Raw genomic sequence first — 16,393 nt, forward strand, 5'->3', positions numbered from 1 at the left:
ACGGCTCCCGCGGCTTCGGCCGCGGGGCTGGCCCTCTACAACCTCCTCGCCAGGAGACCGATGTGACGTCCGCCGTCGCTGTCGCGCCCGCCGCCTGCGTTTCACCGGTTTCGTCCCTCGCCCATTTCGGCTTCCTCACGCTGCCGAATTTCTCGATGATCGCGTTCTCGAGCGCGGTCGAAGTGCTTCGGATGGCGAACTACGTCGGGCGGGCGGATCACTACAAGTGGTCGATCTACTCGCTCGACGGCGCGCCCGCGCATGCCAGCAACGGCATCGCGGTGCGGCCCACGCAGGCGCTCGACTACGACAACCTGCCCGACGTGATGATCGTGTGCGGCGGCATCCGCATCCGCGACGTGATCGACGCGGGCGCGCGCGATACGCTCGCGGCGCTCGCCGAACGCGGGCTGCCGCTCGGCGGCATCTGCACGGGCGCGTACGCGCTGATGTCGAGCGGCCTGCTCGACGGCTATCGCTGCACCGTGCACTGGGAGAACCTGTCCGCGCTGCATTCCGAATTTCCGCAGGTGGGCTTCGCCGACGAGCTGTTCGTCGTCGATCGCGACCGGCTGACCTGCACGGGCGGCACCGCGCCGCTCGACCTGATGCTGAACCTCGTCGGCATGCGGTTCGGCCAGCAGCTCGCCGCGCAGGTCTCCGAGCAGTTCATCCTGGAGCGCATCCGCAGTTCGACCGATACGCAGCCGATTCCGGTCGACGCGCGCGTCGGCTTCTCGCGCGCGGAGCTGATCGAGGTCGTGCGGCTGATGGAGGCGAACATCGAGGAGCCGCTGTCGCTCGAGGAACTCGCGCGGCTCGTGCGGCTGTCGCAGCGGCATCTGCAGCGCATGTTCAAGGTGTACCTGAACGTATCGCCGACCCACTATTACCTGACGCTGCGCCTGAAACGCGCACGCGACCTGCTGCGCACGACCGACGCATCGATCGCGCGCGTGACGACGGTCTGCGGCTTTCATTCGCCGTGTCATTTCAGCAAGGCATACCGCGCGCAGTTCGGCCATGCGCCGAGCTACGAGCGCCGGCTGCCGGGGCGCTGAACGGGGCAATCATTCGGTCCGCGACGTCGCCGGGATCGCGGCGCGCGGCTTCAATAAACGATCCCGGATTCAAGCAAACGACATCACTTTGAGGAGAAGCAAGATGAAGCGCCTATTGATCGCAGCGGTGTGCGGGATCGGGATGACCGCACCGATGTCGGCCGTCTATGCGGCCGATCCGCCCGTGTGCAAGAACGTGCGCTTCGCCGATGTCGGCTGGTCCGACATCGCGGCGACCACGGGCCTCGCATCGACGATGCTGCAGGGGCTCGGCTACAACCCGACGAAGACGATCGCGTCGGTGCCGATCACGTTCGCGGGGATCAAGAGCAAGCAGATCGACGTGTTCCTCGGCTACTGGTCGCCGACGATGGACCCGATCATCCAGCCGTTCACGAAGGCCGGCACGATCAAGGTGCTCGCGACGCCGAACCTGACCGGCGCGAAATACACGCTCGCGGTGCCCGACTACGTGTACCAGGGCGGCCTGAAGTCGTTCGCGGACATCCAGAAATACGCGGACAAGCTCAACGGCAAGATCTACGGGATCGAGCCCGGCAACGATGGCAACGCGCTGATCAAGAAGATGATCGACGGCAACCAGTTCGGCCTCGGCAAGTTCAAGCTGGTCGAGTCGAGCGAGGCCGGGATGCTGGTCGAGGTGAATCGCGCGATCCGCGACAAGCAGTGGATCGTGTTCCTCGGCTGGGAGCCGCATCCGATGAACGTGCAGATGAAGATCGACTACCTGACCGGCGGCGACGACGTGTTCGGCCCGAACTACGGCGAAGCGAAGGTGCTGACGGCGACGCCGCCCGACTACGCGCAGCGCTGCCCGAACGTCGCGAAGTTCGTGTCGAACCTGCAGTTCACGACGGCGATCGAGAACCACGTGATGGTGCCGATCATGAACAAGCAGGACCCGAACAAGGCTGCCGCCGCGTGGCTGAAGGCGAACCCGGACGCACTCGACAAGTGGCTGGCCGGCGTGACGACGATCGACGGCAAGCCGGGCCTGCCGGCGGTGAAGGCGTATCTCGGCGCGCATTGAGCATGACGCGTCGGGCTTTGCGGCTGCGGCCCGAAGCCTGACGTGAATGTTGAGCCGGCGTAAGCGGGGTGACCTGCTTGCGCCGGTTTTTTGCTACGTGCTTCGTGCTCGCGCCGACGGCGGGCGGGCGATGCGCTAGACTGCTCGATCCACGATCGAGGAGACGGCCATGGCCCGCAACCCGCTGGATGCATCCGGACGGCAACATGCAGCCGGCACGTGGCCGAATCACGCGACCGCTTCGGTCGACGCAGGCTGCAACCGGACCGTCCGGTGCTTCGACCATTCATTCGCATGAAGCGCATCGAGCAAGTCGTGCTCGCCGCCGATCTCGCGGGCACGGGGGTGTTCGCGATCGAGGGCGCCAATGCGGCGATCGGCGCCGGCCTCGACCTGTTCGGGGTGATGGTGCTGTCGCTCGTCGTCGCGCTCGGTGGCGGCGTGATTCGCGACCTGCTGATCGGCGCGCGGCCGCCGAGCGCCGTGAGCGACTGGCGTTATCCGGCGCTCGCGTTCGCCGCCGGGCTGTTCGCCTTCGTGTTTCATGCGCGGGTCGCCGCGTTCTCACCGTCGCTGCTGACGACGCTCGATGCGGCCGGCCTCGCATTGTTCGCGGTCGCCGGCGCGGTGAAGGCGCTCGAATTCCGTGTCCACCCGTTCATTGCAACGCTGATGGGCGCCGTGACCGGCTGCGGCGGCGGCGTCGTGCGCGATCTGCTGCTCGCGCGGATACCGGTCGTGCTGGTCACCGACATCTATGCGAGCGCGGCGTTGCTCGGCGCGGTCGTCGTTGTGTTGTGCCGGCGACTCGGTTGCCCGCCGGTCGTCGCGGCCGTGCTCGGCGGCATCGCCTGTTTTGCGCTGCGGATGGCGGCGGTGCGGTTCGGCTGGCAACTGCCGAAAATTGCCGCGGGCGCATAGGCGCCCGACTCACGACCCCTTCGTCGCCGCCGGCACGTCGAACACGCGATCGAACGCCCACTGGAACACGAACGCGTAGCAGAAGAAGAACGCGAACAGCGCGATATCGACGACGAACGCATCGAACCACGAGATGCCGAGCCACCACGACACGACCGGCACGAGGATGAAGATCAGCCCGCCCTCGAATCCGGTCGCGTGGAGGATCCGCCGCCCGAGCGTACGCGCCGGCTGCCGGCGCGATGCTTCCCAGCGCTCGAACAGCGCATTGAAGAGCATGTTCCACAGCATCGCGATCGCCGACATCGTCGCCGACAGCGCGCCCGAGTAGACGAGGTCCTGCTTGAAGATCGCCGCGATCGCGGGCGAGATGCAGGAAATGGCGATCGCTTCGTAGAGCACCGCCTGCGTGATCCTGCGCGATAGGCCTTGCACGGGGTTCCTCCGGTTCGACGGCAACCGCCGCGGCGACGTGCCGCGACGTTCCGGAAGGCTAGCCGCGTTGCGCAGCCGCTTCAATTCACCTAATCTCACCCGGATTGAATCGAATTCAACCCGGCCGCATCCGGCCCGCGAGGCCCCGTGTTCTCGAAAATTCCCTTGACCGCATTGCGTGTCTTCGAATCGTCGGCGCGGCTCGGCACGTTCAAGGCCGCCGCGGAAGAACTGTCCGTGACGCCGGCCGCCGTGTCGCACCAGATCAAGTCGCTCGAAAGCCGCGTCGGCGTGCTGCTGTTCGAGCGCGGCGCGGGCGGCGTGCGGCTGACGGAAGAAGGCGAGCAACTGTTTCGTGCGAGTCACGATGCGTTGCTGGCACTGAGCCGCGGGCTCGACGCGCTGCGTCCGGACGCGGCCGATGCGCGCCCGCTCGTGCTGACCACCACGCCCGCGTTTGCGGCGATGTGGCTGATTCCGCGGCTCGGTGCGTTTCGCCGCGTCGATCCGCACCTGCACATCAAGGTCGAAACGGGGAACACGCTCGTCGATCTCGAACGCGATGCACGCGTCGATCTCGCGATTCGCGCGACGTCGCGCAGGTTTCCCGCGCTGCACGAGATTGCGTTGATCGACGAGTATTTCGGCGCGTATGCGGCCGCCGGGTTCGATATGCATCGTGCGGACGCGCCGCTCGACCTGATCGAAACCGTGTGGGATACGCCGCTGCCCGTGTCAATCGACTGGGCGTCGTGGTGTCGTGCGGCGGGGCGAGAAGCATGGCTCGAACGTGCGGTGTTTCGCCATTACGACGACGAGCATTACGCACTGCAGGCCGTGCTGCACGGGCAGGGTATCGCGCTGCTTAGCTCGGTGCTGGCCGCCGAGCATGTCGAGCGCGGCGCGTTGATGCCGATCGAGCCCACGGTGCGGCTCGACGGTGCGCGCTTCGTCGCACTGTGCCGGCCGGGGCGCGAGCGCGAGCCGCAGGTCAGGCGGTTTCTCGACTGGCTCGAAGCGGAAATCGCAACGACGCGCGAGGCGGTGGCGCGGATGGCGCCGGACGATGCTCGCGCCGCTACCCGAAGCTGACGCAATACACCGGCGGCAAATGCGCCGATACCTGCTGCCAGTGCTCGCCGCCATCATCGGACGTCCATAGCCCGCCGGTCGTCGACGCCATCGCGAGGCGCGTGCCGGAATCGTCCACCGCGAGCCCGTGCCGATACACGAGGTCGTACGCGGGCGCGGCCGGCAACCCGTTCGACAGGCTCTCGAAACTGCGGCCGCCGTCGCGCGTGCGCGTGACGACGAGCCGGCCGTTCACCGGAATCCGGCACGCGTCCTTCACGGCCGGCACGAACCACGCGGTATCCGGTTCGTGCGGATGCACGGCCACCGCGAAACCGAAGCTCGACGGCTCTGCTTCGATCCGTTGCCACTGTTCGCCGCCGTCGGTCGAGCGGAAGATCGCGCAGTGATGCTGCGTCCACAGCACGTCCGGATTGGCCGCGCACTGCACGACGCGGTGCGGGTCCTGCATGTTCGCCTCGCCGCGTCGCTCGGGCGGCATGTAGTCGGCTTCCATGCCTTCCGCCGTGACGCGCCATGTCGAGCCGCCGTCCGCGGTCTGCCACACGCCGCCGCACGAGATGCCGACGGTGACGTGCCGACTGTCACGTGGATCGACCATCACCGAGTGAATGCCCGGCGCGTCGTACCCGCCGCCGCCCCATTCGAGGCGTTCGGGGCGATCCCACAGCGCGCGGTTCAGTACCCACGAATCGCCGTGGTCGTCGGAGCGGAACAGGCCGCCGGGAATCGTGCCGGCCCACAGCACGCCGGGTTCGTCCGTGCCACCGGTTTCGAGCGACCAGATTTGCTGAAGCGTCCACGTTGGCTGCGACGTCCCGGCAGCGGCAGCTTCATCATCAGTATCGCCGCTGCCTGCGTGCGGTTCGGCACGGGGAGGCGACGCGTCGGCGGGCTGCGGCGGATAAACCGGGGCTGCACATTCCTCCCAATCGCGGGCGCCTGCACGCAGCCGATGCAGTTTCACGCCGAAATGGCCGAGATTGAGCGCCGCATACAGCGTGCCGTCGCGCGGGTCGGCAAGCGCCATGCTGACGGGTTCGCCGATGAAATGCGGTTCGCCGGGCGTCCAGCCGCCATGACCGTCGGGTTGCAGGACGAAGAGGCCCTTGCGGGTGGCGACGAGCAGTCGATCGTTCATGTGGGATGTCTCCGGATGGTCGGCCTTGGCGCGACGGTGCTTGGTATCGGGGAATGCGCCCGTGCATCGGTCCCTTTATCCGCCGGTCAGCGCCTGCACGACATACACGCGGCTGGCGGCCTCGAGCGCATCGGACAGATGTTGGCGGTCGCGGATCGGCTGGCCGTCGATGAATACCGACAGGTGCTTTCGCAGCGCGCCCTGGTCGTCGACGATGTAGCCGCGCAGCCGCGGCTGTTCGCTGAAAATGGTGTCGAATGCTTCGCCGACCGTATGCGCGTCGATGTCGCGCTCGGGCGTTTCGACGTGCCGCTGGATCGACGCGGCGAAGAAGAGGTGCGCCATGGCGGTAGGTGGCAGGAGCCGCACGAAGGGACGGCTTGTAGTTTAGGCGATCCGGCGGACGCCGAAAGGCGGAACGCAGCCGCCGTGCGCGGCGTGGGTGGCGTCCTCGCTAAACCGGAATCGACCGTCCCCTGATCCGGATCCCGAGCCGCACGACGCCGATCACCGCATTCGATAGCCACATGAGCCAGCGCGGCATCCCGCGCCGGCGGATATCGAGCAGCAGCACGATCCGCACCGCGTCGCTGTCGTTCCACACCTCGTGCGTGAACGTGTCGTCCCACAGCAGGAAGCGGCCTTCGTCGAGCCGGTATTCGTGCCCGTCGACCTTCAGCACGGCGGCCGGCGTGCCGTCCGCGCGGGTCGGCATCGACAGCACGAGATACCCGCGCAAGATGCCGCGAAACGGCCCGCGATGCGGCGGGATGTGTTTGCCGGGCGCGAGGAACGACAGCGACGCGGACAGCACGTCCGGCGACGCCGCGACGAGCGACGCGACGGTCGGGCAGCGCGACAGGTTGCGTGCAAACGGTTGACCGTACGCCTGCATGATGAACATGCGCCAGTCGCGCGCGTCGTTGGCCGAGATGTCGTACTGCTCGCGCATGATTTCGTGAAAGCGCGGGATGCGCGGCATGTCGCGTGCGACGTCGAGCGCCTCCGCACGGATCGCGGGCCACGCGCGCACGAAGCGCTCGGCATCCGGGAACGCGGCCGCGTCGAGCACCGCGCCGCTGTCGATATGGCGGTCGTACAGCCTGCGCAGCAGGGCGGCTGCATGGTCGTAAGCGGCGGACATGGTCGATCGAGGGGCGGTCCGGATGAAGTGGTGGTCAGTCTGCCCGAAGCACGACGGGCACTGCGTTACGTCAGGTTACGCCGGCTGACGAATGAATGACAGTTTCATGAATGTTGGGTCGGCGCGAATGGAAAGCCGGGAATAAACCGCGCCTCTCCGTCGTCATACGGGTGTAGCACATCGTTTCGTTGACTGATGAAGGAGTGGAGCATGAACACGCACTGGCTGGTGGCCGCCACGGTAGCGGCGATTTCTCTCGCAGGTGTCGCGACGCAAGCGTCGGCACAGGCGCTCACGCGCGAACAGGTCCGGCAGGAACTCGTCGACGCGGAAAACAACGGGCTGCGCTTCGTGACCGATACGTCGTATCCGGACGTGAGCCCGCTGTTCCAGCACCAGGCCGATCGGATGCCGCAGCGGCAGGCGAGCACGGCGGTCGGCGGCGATCCGGCCATGTCGTCCGAAGCGGGCAAGCCGGCGACGATGTCGCCGCGTCGAAGCGCCGCCGCATGCGTCGGCCCCGCGAGTTTCTGCACGATCTATTTCGGAAGCTGATCCACCCGCCTGCATCCGCAGGTCACGCCTGTCCCGTGGTTGATCGATACGTCACATTGAAGGAGTCCATGATGAAAACATATATCGCACTACTGATGATGATCGGGGCGATCGTCGGTCAGTCGGCATTCGCGCAATCGGCCGCGCCGCTGACGCGTGCGCAGGTTCGCGACGAACTGATCCGCGTCGAAGCGGCCGGGTACGACCCGGCGAAGGGCGAGGACGGCGCGTATCCGGCCGATATCCAGGCCGCGGAAGCGAAGCTCGCGGACCAGGACCGCGCGCGGCTGGCGGTGTCGGCCACGCGGGAGGCCGGACCCGGCATGCCGGCGCAGGTCGCCAACTAGGTGCCGGCATGTACCCGTGTTGCGCGAGACCGTCGGCGTCGCGGCGGAACGCGGCACGTGCGCAGCGTGTCGTGCGGAGACGAATCGTGGAGAGGGGCGTGCGGTGTCGACGCGGCGCCGATGCGCCCTTCATGCAGGCGGGCGGGGATGCAACGCGCGTCGTTGCGCGTCGGGGAATCGGTCAGGCCGCGTCGATGCGGCCCGACCCGGCGTCAATCAGTGCCGTTCGTCCGCGATATGACTGCGGATCACGTCCGCGAACGACGTGTCGCCCTTCAGCCCGAGCGCTTCCGCGCGCGACGTATCCCAACGGCCCGGCCAGCTCCCGACGATCTTCTCGACGCGTTCGTCGGGCACATGGCGGATCAGCTTCACGACCTCGTCGCCCGCGACGTCGCGTAGCGCCGCGATCATCTCGTCGACCGACACCGACAGCCCCGGCAGGTTGATCACGCGCTTGGTGCCGAGCGTCGCGCCGTCGATCTCGCACCCGGCGACCAGCGCTTCGATCGCGCCGCGCGGCGACAGCAGCCACAGCCGCGTCGAGCCGGGCACCGGGCACACGCTTTCCTCGCCATTCAGCGGCTCGCGGATGATGCCGCTCGCGAACGACGACGCGGCCGCGTTCGGGCGGCCGGGCCGCACGCTGATGGTCGGCAGCCGCAGCACGCGGCCGTCGACGAAGCCGCGTCGCGCGTAGTCGCACAGCAGCAGTTCTGCGATCGCCTTCTCGGCGCCGTACGACGATTGCGGATTCAGCGCGGTGTCGTCCTGCACGACGTCGGGCAGCGCGCCGCCGTACACCGCGACGGAGCTCGTGAACACGACGCGCGGCTGGTGGCCGCGCGCGCGGCACACTTCGAGCAGCGTGCGCGATGCATCGAGATTGATCCGCATGCCGAGATCGAAATCGGCTTCGGCCTGCCCGCTGACGATCGCCGCGAGGTGGAAGATTGCGCCCGTCCGCGTGTCGATCGCGCTTTCGAGCACCGCGCGATCGGCGATGTCGCCGACGATCGACGTCACGCGCGCATCGCCGAAATCGCTGCCCTGGACGACGTCGAGCAGCACCAGTTCGTCGATCTTCTCGATGCGACCGTCGGGGCCGGTGAGGTCGCCGCGCTCGAGCAGCTTGCGTGCGAGACGCTGGCCGAGAAAGCCGGCGCCGCCGGTGATCAGTACTTTCATGTTCTTGACCCTCTGGGAAATACGGGAATTACAGGTATGTCTCGAGCCAACCGAGGCCTTCCGACGTGCCGGCCTTCGGCCGATACTCGCAACCGATCCAGCCGTCGTAGCCGAGCGCGTCGATCAGCGCGAACAGATACGGGTAGTTGAGTTCGCCGACGTCCGGCTCGTGGCGTTCGGGCACGCCCGCGATCTGGATATGGCCGATGCCCGCGAAATCGCGCTTGAGCTTCATCGCGAGATCGCCTTCGACGATCTGGCAGTGGTAGCAGTCGAACTGCACCTTCAGGTTCGGCGCGCCGACTTCCGCGCGGATCGCCTGCGCGTCGTCCTGGCGGCTCAGGAAATAGCCGGGCATGTCGCGCGGGTTGATCGGCTCGATCAGGATCGTGACGCCGTGCGCGGCGGCGGCCTGCGCCGCATGACGCAGGTTCGTCAGATACGTATCGCGATGGCGTGCGCGGTCGGCGCCCGGCGGCACCATGCCGGCCATTACGTGCAGCTTCTTGTTGCCGATCACGCGCGCATAGTCGAGCGCCTGGTCGATGCCGCGGCGAAATTCGTCCTCGCGGCCCGGCAGCGATGCAATGCCGCGTTCGCCCGCGGCCCAGTCGCCCGGCGGCGCGTTGAACAGCGCCTGTTCGAGGCCGTGCGCGTCGAGGCGCGCGCGGATGTCCTCGGCGGCGAAGTCGTACGGGAACAGGTACTCGACGGCCTTGAAGCCGTCGCGGGCGGCAGCGCCGAAGCGGTCGAGAAACGCATGCTCGGTGTACATCATCGAGAGGTTGGCGGCGAAGCGTGGCATGGCAGCGGGTCCTGTGAATGAATGGGGCGGGGCGCCGCGCGCCCCGCGTCGAATGATGAATCGGCCGGCGGCGGATCAGCGGTTCACGAGCTTGGGCGGCGTGAGCCACACGGCGATCGCGCCGATCACGAGCATCGCCGCGAGCACGTACATGCCGGACGCAGTGCTGTGCGTGGCGTCCTTCAGGTAGCCGATCACGTACGGGCTCGCGAAACCGGCGAGATTGCCGACCGAGTTGATGATCGCGATCCCGGCGGCAGCCGCGGAGCCCGCGAGGAACGCGGTCGGCAGCGACCAGAACAGCGGCGCGCAGGTCAGCACGCCGCCTGCCGCGAGCGACAGGAACACGATCGACACTGCCGTATTGTGCGAGTACGACGCGGCGACCGCAAACCCGACCGCGCCCATCAGCGCCGGCACGATCAGGTGCCAGCGGCGTTCGCGGCGCTTGTCCGCACTGTGGCCGAACAGGTTCATCACGACGATCGCGACGACGAACGGAATCGCCGACAGCAGGCCGATCTGCAGCGTATCGGTGATGCCGGTCGATTTGACGAGCGTCGGCATCCAGAACGTGAGCCCGTACTGGCCGGTGACGAATGCGAAGTAGATCAGCGACATCCACCACATGCGCGGGTCCGAGAACACGGCCTTCAGCGAATGGCCGTGCTGCTGCTGTTCCTGCGGCTGCGCGGCGATTTCGTCCTCGAGCAACTGCTTCTCGCGCTCGTCGAGCCACTTCGCGCCGCGGATGCTGTTGTCGAGATACAGGATCGTCGCGATGCCGATGAGCACGGCCGGCACGGCCTCGATCATGAACATCCATTGCCAGCCGTGGAAGCCCGAGCCGCCGTGGAAGCGCTCCATGATCCAGCCCGACAGCGGGTTGCCGAAGATGCCCGACACCGGAATCGCGGACATGAACACCGCGATGATCTTCGCGCGGCGATGCGACGGGAACCAGTACGTGAGGTACAGAATCACGCCCGGATAGAAACCGGCTTCCGCGAGCCCGAGCAGGAACCGCAGCACGTAGAACTGCGTCGGCGTCTGCACGAACGCGAACAGCGCGGACAGCAGCCCCCACGTGATCATGATCCGCGCGATCCAGATGCGCGCGCCGAGGCGGTGCATCAGCAGGTTGCTCGGCAGTTCGAACAGAAAGTAGCCAAGAAAGAAAATCCCCGCGCCGAGGCCGAATACGGTTTCGCTGAACGCGAGATCCTGCGACATCTGCAGCTTGGCAAAGCCGACGTTCACGCGGTCGAGATACGCGACCACGTAGCAGAGCATCAGGAACGGCACGATGCGCCAGAACACTTTCTTGTAGGTGCGGTCGAGTTCGCCCGATTGGGCGGCCGCGGCGGGCGAGCGGCTTGCGGCCGCGTCGAGAGCAGTCATCGTCGTCTCCAATGATGTTATGTGCCGGCGGCGCGTACGCCGCCAGTCGTGTGTGCTGACGGAAAGGCCCGCGCACACGGCGGGTAGATAAATCGATACGGACTACTGCATGATCGGGTCGCGGTGCGTTACCAGCGCGCGCCGAAGCTCTGGCGCAGTTCGTCGAGCGCGGCGTCGGACAGCGGTTCGGGCTTCGGGTTCGTCATCAGCCACAGCCGCGCGGTTTCCTCGAGTTCCTCGAGTGCATACGACGCGTGCGATACCGAAGGCCCCCACATCACCGGGCCGAGGCGATCGAGCAGCACGCCGCGCACCCGGTCGGCCAGCGCCGCGACTTCGGCCGCGACGGCCGGGTCGCCGGGGCGGCGGTAACGGATCAGCGGAATGTGGCCGACCTTCATCACGTAGTACGGCGTGATCGGCGGCAGCACGTCGGTATCGCGCCACACGCCCGCGAGCGTCAACGCGACGAGATGCGTCGAATGCGTGTGGACGACGCCGTGCGCCTCCGCGTTGCGTGCGTAGATGCCGCGATGCAGCGCGAGCGTCTTCGACGGCTTGCCGCCCGATACGGGCTGGCCGTCGGCGCCGACCTTCGCGATGTCGTTCGGGTCGAGCCGGCCGAGGCACGCGTCGGTCGGCGTGATCAGCCAGCCGTCGTTCAGACGCGCGCTGATGTTGCCGGCGCTGCCGACCGCATGGCCGCGCGCATACAGGCTCGCGCCGACCACGCAGATCTCTTCGCGCAGTTTTGCTTCGTCGCTCATCGTGCGACTCCATCCAGCGCGCGCAGCGCCTTGTCGAAAAAGTCCGTGGTGCCGAAGTTGCCGGATTTCAGCGCGAGGCCGAGCGGCTGCGTGTCGATGGTGGCCGTGGCCGGCACGCCCGGATCGATCTGCGCGCCGATCTGCAGCGACTTCACGTCGAGCGCCTGCACGACGGCGCCGGACGTCTCGCCGCCCGCGACGACGAACTTGCGCACGCCGAGCTCGCGCAGCCCGCGGGCGATCGCCGCGAGCGTGCTTTCGACGAGACGGCCGGCCGCGTCGACGCCGAGCGCCTGCTGCACGGCCTTCACTTCGTCGGGCGTGGCCGTTGCGTAGATCAGCACGGGCTGCGGCAGGTGCGAGCGCGCAAAGGCGAGCGCTTGCTCGACGACGGACTCGCCGCGCGACGCCGCGAGCGGATCGATGCGGAAGCTCGGCCGCGTCGCGCGCCACGCGGCGACCTGCGCGTTGGTGGCCTTCGATGCACTGCCGGCGAGCACGGCCGACGGGCCGTCGATGCGCGGCAGCGATGCCGCGTTGTCGCGCTCGGGCAATTGCTCCGCGCGGCGGAAATTCGCGGGCAGGCCGAGCGCGATGCCGGAGCCGCCGGTGACGAGCGGCAGGCCCGCGCATGCTTCGCCGAGGACGTAGAGGTCGCGGTCCGACAGCGCGTCGGCAATCGCGAAGCGCACGCCTTCCGCGCGCAACTGGTCGATCCGCGCACGCGCGGCGGCCGCGCCGAGCGCGATCGTGTCGTAGCGGATCAGGCCGACCGGCGACTTCGTCTGCCGTTGCAGCACGCGTACGAGGTTCGCGTCCTGCATCGGCGTGAGCGGATGATGCTCCATCCCCGATTCGTTCAGCAGCACGTCGCCGACGAACAGGTGGCCGCGATAGATCGTGCGGCCGTTCTCGGGGAACGCCGGGCACGCGATCGTGAAGTCGCCGCCGGCCGCATCGAGCAGCGCGTCGGCCACCGGCCCGATGTTGCCCGCGTCGGTCGAGTCGAACGTCGAGCAGTACTTGAAGAAGAACTGGCGGCATCCTTGCGTGCGCAACCATGCGTACGCGGCGAGCGATTGCGCGACGGCGTCGGCGGCGGGGATCGTGCGCGACTTCAGCGCGACGACGATCGCGTCGGCGTCGGCGATCGTGTCGGTCGCGCCGTCGGCGGGCACGCCGATCGTCTGCACGGTGCGCATGCCGCTCTTGACGAGCATGTTCGCGAGATCGGTCGCGCCGGTGAAATCGTCGGCGATGCAGCCGAGCAGGGGACGGGAAGCGGAAGCGGTCATGGCAGGCACGTCGTTCGAATCAGCGGGCGGGCGGCAGCGTGATGCCGGGGAAAGTCTTGATCACGGCGGAATCGTCCTCGCCGCCGTGGCCGGCGCTCGACGCGCTCATGAACATCTGGTGCGCGGTGGCGGAGAGCGGCAGCGGGAATTTGCTGCGGCGCGCGGTATCGAGCACGAGGCCGAGATCCTTCACGAAGATGTCGACGGCCGACAGCGGCGTGTAGTCGCCGTTCAGGATGTGCGGCACGCGGTTCTCGAACATCCACGAATTGCCCGCGCTGTGCGTGATCACGTCGTACAGCGCGTCGGCGTCGACGCCTTCGCGCAGGCCGAGCGCCATCGCCTCGGCGGCGGCCGCGATATGCACGCCGGCCAGCAACTGGTTGATGATCTTCACTTTCGAGCCGATGCCGTGCGCGTCGCCGAGACGGTACACCTTGCCGGCGATCGCGGCGAGCACGTCCTCGCAGCCCGCATAGGCGGCGGCCGGGCCCGACGTCATCATCGTCATCTCGCCGGAGGCCGCGCGCGCGGCGCCGCCGGATACCGGCGCGTCGAGCATCTGCAGGCCGGCCGCTTCGATGCGCGCGCCGAGCGCGACCGCGAATTCGGGCGCGACGGTCGCGCTCGCGATCACGACGCCGCCCGGCTTCATCGCGGCGACCGCACCGTGTTCGCCGAACAGCACCGTTTCCGTTTGCGCGGCATTGACGACGAGCGTGACGACGACGTCGCACTGCGCGCCGAGTTCGGCCGGCGTCGCGCACGCGATGCCGCCTTCGGCGGCGAACGCCTGCAGCACGGTGTCGCGCACGTCGCATGCGTGGACGCGCAGGCCGGCGCGCAGCAGCGAGCGTGCGACGCCGAGGCCCATCGCGCCGAGGCCGATGACTCCAACATTTCGTGACATGGTCAACCTTGATCGATTCGAAAGAGGTTCTGGACAACGGCGGCGGGCGCCGCCGGCTTCAGCAGATGCCGGCTTCCGCGAGACGGCGGGCGGCGTTGTACATGTGCGTGCGCGCCGCGTTGCGGGCGGCCATCGGGTCGCGCGCGCGGATCGCGTCGGCGATCGCCGCGTGCTCTTCGCGCACCTGACGCGAGAAATCCTCGCGTGTCGCTTCGTTGCTGCGCGTGACCTTCACGCCGGCTTCGAGATACTGGTTCAGGAATTGCAGCGTCTTCAGGAAATACGGGTTGCCGGTGACGGCCGCGATCGTGCGGTGGAATGCGACGTCTTCCGCGACGCCGTCGCGCCCTTCGGCAACGGCTGCGTCGATCTTGCGCAGCGCGTCGTCGATGTCGGCCATGTCGTCGGCGGTGTGGTGCAGCGCGGCCTCGGCCGCGACTTCCGCCTCGATCGCGCGGCGCACCGCGAGCAGATGCGGCAGCGAGCTCGCCTCGACGGCTTCCGCGTAGTCGATCCGCAACGGCCGGATCGCGCCGTGCTGGTTCACGAATACGCCGCTGCCCTGGCGCGGCTCGACCACGCCTTCGTTCTTCAGCCGCGAGATCGCCTCGCGGATCACGGTGCGGCTCACGCCGAATTCCTGCGCGAGCACGGCTTCAGTCGGCAGCTTGCCGGTGGCCGAGAAGCTGCCCACTTCGATCTGCTTGAGCAGTTGCTGCGCGACGTGGTCGCTCATCGCACGGGCGGGAATTTTCTCGAACATGATGCTCAGGTTTGTAAGGTGATGTGGTCATCATACAAATTTGAGCGAGCATCAGCATCCGGGATAACCCTCGTTCAAGAGAGGTAACGTCGGCTAAATTGATTGGAACCGGTTCCAAAAAAACGGAAGCCGACGCGAACGTGCGTCGTTCTGCAATCGATCAGGGAAGGGGCTGGCTGCCCGGCCCCGTCACTCGGCGATGTCCTCGACGGGGTCGGCCGACGCGTCGGGCATCGCGGCCACTTCGGCCACGTCGCCGCCGCGCTCGCGATAGGTCGCCGGCGGCACGCCGAACTGCTTGCGGAATTCGCGGCCCAGGTGCGACGCATCGGCGAATCCGCAGCTCGACGCGATATCGGCGACCGTGCGATCGGAACTCGTCAGCAGCCACGCGGCCGTGCGCAGCCGCACCTGCTTCGCGAAGGCCTGCGGGCTCCTGCCGGTCTCGGCCTTGAACAGCCGTTCGAGCTGCCGCGTCGACAGGTCGAGCTTGCACGCGAGTTCCTCGAGCGGCAGCGCACGCCCGACGTGCTGTTCCATCAGAAGAATCGCGCGCTTGACCTTCGGGTGCGTCGCCGGCTCGAGCCCCGGCGGATGCGGTTGCGGCGCATTGCCTTTCTGCATCTCGCCGACGAGCAGGATGCGCAGCGCCTTCTGCACGGTCGCGTGATCGAAATGGCGCAGCAGGATCGCTGCGGCGACGTCGATCGACGCGCGGCCGCCCGAGCACGTGATCCGGCGCCGGTCGATCACGAACAGCCGGTCTGCGATCAGCAGGTCGGGATCGGCGGACGGAAAGCGCTCGATGAAATCCCAGTAATGGAACCAGCTCACGCAGGTGCGGTAGCCGTCGAGCACGCCGGCGCGCATCAGCGTGAACACGCCGGTGCAGATGCCGACGACCGTCGCGCCGCCCGCCGCCGCGCGGCGGATGAACTCGAGCGTTTCAGGGCCGGCCTGCGGCCCCGAATGCAGCAGCCCGCCGACCACCACCACATAGTCGAACGGCTCGGCCGCATCGAACGTCTCCCACGGCGTGATCTGGATCCCGCAGCTCGCGCGCACCGGCGCGAGCGTCTCGCCGATGACGCTCCACGCGCAGCGCACGGGCTTGCTGTAGTCGCCGTCGTCGGCCGACAGCCGCAGCATGTCGACGAAGCCGGAGAAGGCCGTCAGCGTGAAGTTCGGCAGCAGCACGATGCCGAAGCGGATGCGCCGCGGCGCGGGTTCTGCGAGGGGGGAAGCGGGTACGTCGGGGGTCATCGCGGCCAATCTCGTCACGCCGGGCAGGCGGTCTCACTCGTTTCACACTGTTTGCGGGTTGCGGCTGCCGGAGGCGGCGCGGATGCAGCCAGCGTCGCCGATCGGCCGCGGCCGGACTTGTGGTTTTTCGTCGCGAACCATCGCCAAAACGCACTTTCGGGCCGGCCGGCACGGCGCTTGGCGGCGGTATCCCACGCCGATGCCGTTTTTGTTCTATCGGCCGATTTTACGCTTTGATGTACTGGTGCCCAACG

General features: G+C 67.7%; 18 protein-coding genes. 6 read left to right on the forward strand and 12 right to left on the reverse strand.

The features are described 5' to 3' along the window. Positions 1–62: 62 nt before the first annotated feature. The 3 genes from J8I33_RS29085 (at position 63) to J8I33_RS29095 (ending at position 3,033) form a co-directional block, all read left to right on the forward strand. Positions 63–1,061 carry a GlxA family transcriptional regulator gene (locus J8I33_RS29085; protein ID WP_209939584.1) on the forward strand — a complete coding sequence of 333 codons (999 nt, stop codon included), beginning with the start codon at positions 63–65 and terminating at the stop codon, positions 1,059–1,061. Between the two features lie 103 nt (positions 1,062–1,164). After that, positions 1,165–2,112, forward strand: coding sequence for a choline ABC transporter substrate-binding protein (locus J8I33_RS29090; protein ID WP_050012220.1), 948 nt, complete (start codon positions 1,165–1,167; stop codon positions 2,110–2,112). A gap of 294 nt (positions 2,113–2,406) precedes the next feature. Then, a complete protein-coding gene (locus J8I33_RS29095; protein WP_209939585.1) occupies positions 2,407–3,033 on the forward strand; it encodes a trimeric intracellular cation channel family protein in 627 nt (208 codons plus the stop codon). 9 nt (positions 3,034–3,042) lie between these two features. On the opposite strand, the gene J8I33_RS29100 is transcribed toward J8I33_RS29095, so the two are convergent. Then, positions 3,043–3,468 carry a PACE efflux transporter gene (locus tag J8I33_RS29100; protein ID WP_209939586.1) on the reverse strand — a complete coding sequence of 142 codons (426 nt, stop codon included), beginning with the start codon at positions 3,466–3,468 and terminating at the stop codon, positions 3,043–3,045. A gap of 147 nt (positions 3,469–3,615) precedes the next feature. Between J8I33_RS29100 and J8I33_RS29105 the strand changes: the two genes are divergently transcribed. After that, positions 3,616–4,560 carry a LysR substrate-binding domain-containing protein gene (locus J8I33_RS29105; RefSeq protein ID WP_209939587.1) on the forward strand — a complete coding sequence of 315 codons (945 nt, stop codon included), beginning with the start codon at positions 3,616–3,618 and terminating at the stop codon, positions 4,558–4,560. On the opposite strand, the gene J8I33_RS29110 is transcribed toward J8I33_RS29105, so the two are convergent. From J8I33_RS29110 to J8I33_RS29120, 3 genes are all read right to left on the reverse strand, one after another. After that, positions 4,547–5,701 (reverse strand): exo-alpha-sialidase, encoded by a 1,155-nt coding sequence (locus J8I33_RS29110; RefSeq protein WP_209927870.1) that lies wholly within the window; start codon positions 5,699–5,701, stop codon positions 4,547–4,549. The two genes, J8I33_RS29105 and J8I33_RS29110, sit on opposite strands and share 14 nt — an antisense overlap. Positions 5,702–5,776: 75 nt before the next feature. Further along, positions 5,777–6,046, reverse strand: coding sequence for a MoaD/ThiS family protein (locus tag J8I33_RS29115; protein ID WP_175973102.1), 270 nt, complete (start codon positions 6,044–6,046; stop codon positions 5,777–5,779). Between the two features lie 109 nt (positions 6,047–6,155). Continuing rightward, positions 6,156–6,845, reverse strand: coding sequence for an aspartyl/asparaginyl beta-hydroxylase domain-containing protein (locus J8I33_RS29120; RefSeq protein ID WP_209939588.1), 690 nt, complete (start codon positions 6,843–6,845; stop codon positions 6,156–6,158). 210 nt (positions 6,846–7,055) lie between these two features. Between J8I33_RS29120 and J8I33_RS29125 the strand changes: the two genes are divergently transcribed. Continuing rightward, the gene (locus J8I33_RS29125) at positions 7,056–7,400 is read left to right on the forward strand and encodes a DUF4148 domain-containing protein (RefSeq protein WP_124654749.1); all 345 of its coding nucleotides are present in this window, start codon (positions 7,056–7,058) and stop codon (positions 7,398–7,400) included. A 71-nt stretch (positions 7,401–7,471) separates the two neighbouring features. Continuing rightward, positions 7,472–7,747, forward strand: a complete 276-nt coding sequence (locus tag J8I33_RS29130; RefSeq protein ID WP_209939589.1) for a DUF4148 domain-containing protein — start codon at positions 7,472–7,474, stop codon at positions 7,745–7,747. Positions 7,748–7,963: 216 nt separating this feature from the next. Here the strand turns inward: J8I33_RS29130 and denD are convergent, their stop codons facing one another. The 8 genes from denD to J8I33_RS29170 all read right to left on the reverse strand — a co-directional run bounded on the left by denD (position 7,964) and on the right by J8I33_RS29170 (position 16,139). After that, the gene (gene denD / locus J8I33_RS29135) at positions 7,964–8,935 is read right to left on the reverse strand and encodes a D-erythronate dehydrogenase (RefSeq protein ID WP_209927879.1); all 972 of its coding nucleotides are present in this window, start codon (positions 8,933–8,935) and stop codon (positions 7,964–7,966) included. A 28-nt stretch (positions 8,936–8,963) separates the two neighbouring features. After that, complete coding sequence (gene otnI, locus J8I33_RS29140; RefSeq protein ID WP_050012230.1) at positions 8,964–9,740, reverse strand: 2-oxo-tetronate isomerase; 777 nt, start codon at positions 9,738–9,740, stop codon at positions 8,964–8,966. A 75-nt stretch (positions 9,741–9,815) separates the two neighbouring features. After that, positions 9,816–11,141, reverse strand: a complete 1,326-nt coding sequence (locus J8I33_RS29145; protein WP_050012231.1) for an MFS transporter — start codon at positions 11,139–11,141, stop codon at positions 9,816–9,818. Positions 11,142–11,269: 128 nt separating this feature from the next. After that, complete coding sequence (locus J8I33_RS29150; RefSeq protein WP_050012232.1) at positions 11,270–11,908, reverse strand: aldolase; 639 nt, start codon at positions 11,906–11,908, stop codon at positions 11,270–11,272. After that, entirely contained in the window at positions 11,905–13,203 is a 1,299-nt protein-coding gene (otnK, locus tag J8I33_RS29155) for a 3-oxo-tetronate kinase (protein WP_209939590.1), read from the reverse strand. Before otnK ends, J8I33_RS29150 begins: the two co-directional genes overlap by 4 nt. A gap of 19 nt (positions 13,204–13,222) precedes the next feature. Next, positions 13,223–14,113, reverse strand: a complete 891-nt coding sequence (ltnD, locus tag J8I33_RS29160) for an L-threonate dehydrogenase (protein ID WP_006489132.1) — start codon at positions 14,111–14,113, stop codon at positions 13,223–13,225. A gap of 58 nt (positions 14,114–14,171) precedes the next feature. Further along, complete coding sequence (locus tag J8I33_RS29165) at positions 14,172–14,876, reverse strand: FCD domain-containing protein (protein ID WP_006480587.1); 705 nt, start codon at positions 14,874–14,876, stop codon at positions 14,172–14,174. A 189-nt stretch (positions 14,877–15,065) separates the two neighbouring features. Continuing rightward, positions 15,066–16,139, reverse strand: a complete 1,074-nt coding sequence (locus J8I33_RS29170) for a GlxA family transcriptional regulator (RefSeq protein ID WP_050012446.1) — start codon at positions 16,137–16,139, stop codon at positions 15,066–15,068. Between the last annotated feature and the right edge of the window lie 254 nt (positions 16,140–16,393).

Origin of the sequence: Burkholderia sp. AcTa6-5 (assembly GCF_017815075.1) — a bacterium.
GTDB classification, from domain to species: Bacteria; Pseudomonadota; Gammaproteobacteria; order Burkholderiales; family Burkholderiaceae; genus Burkholderia; species Burkholderia sola.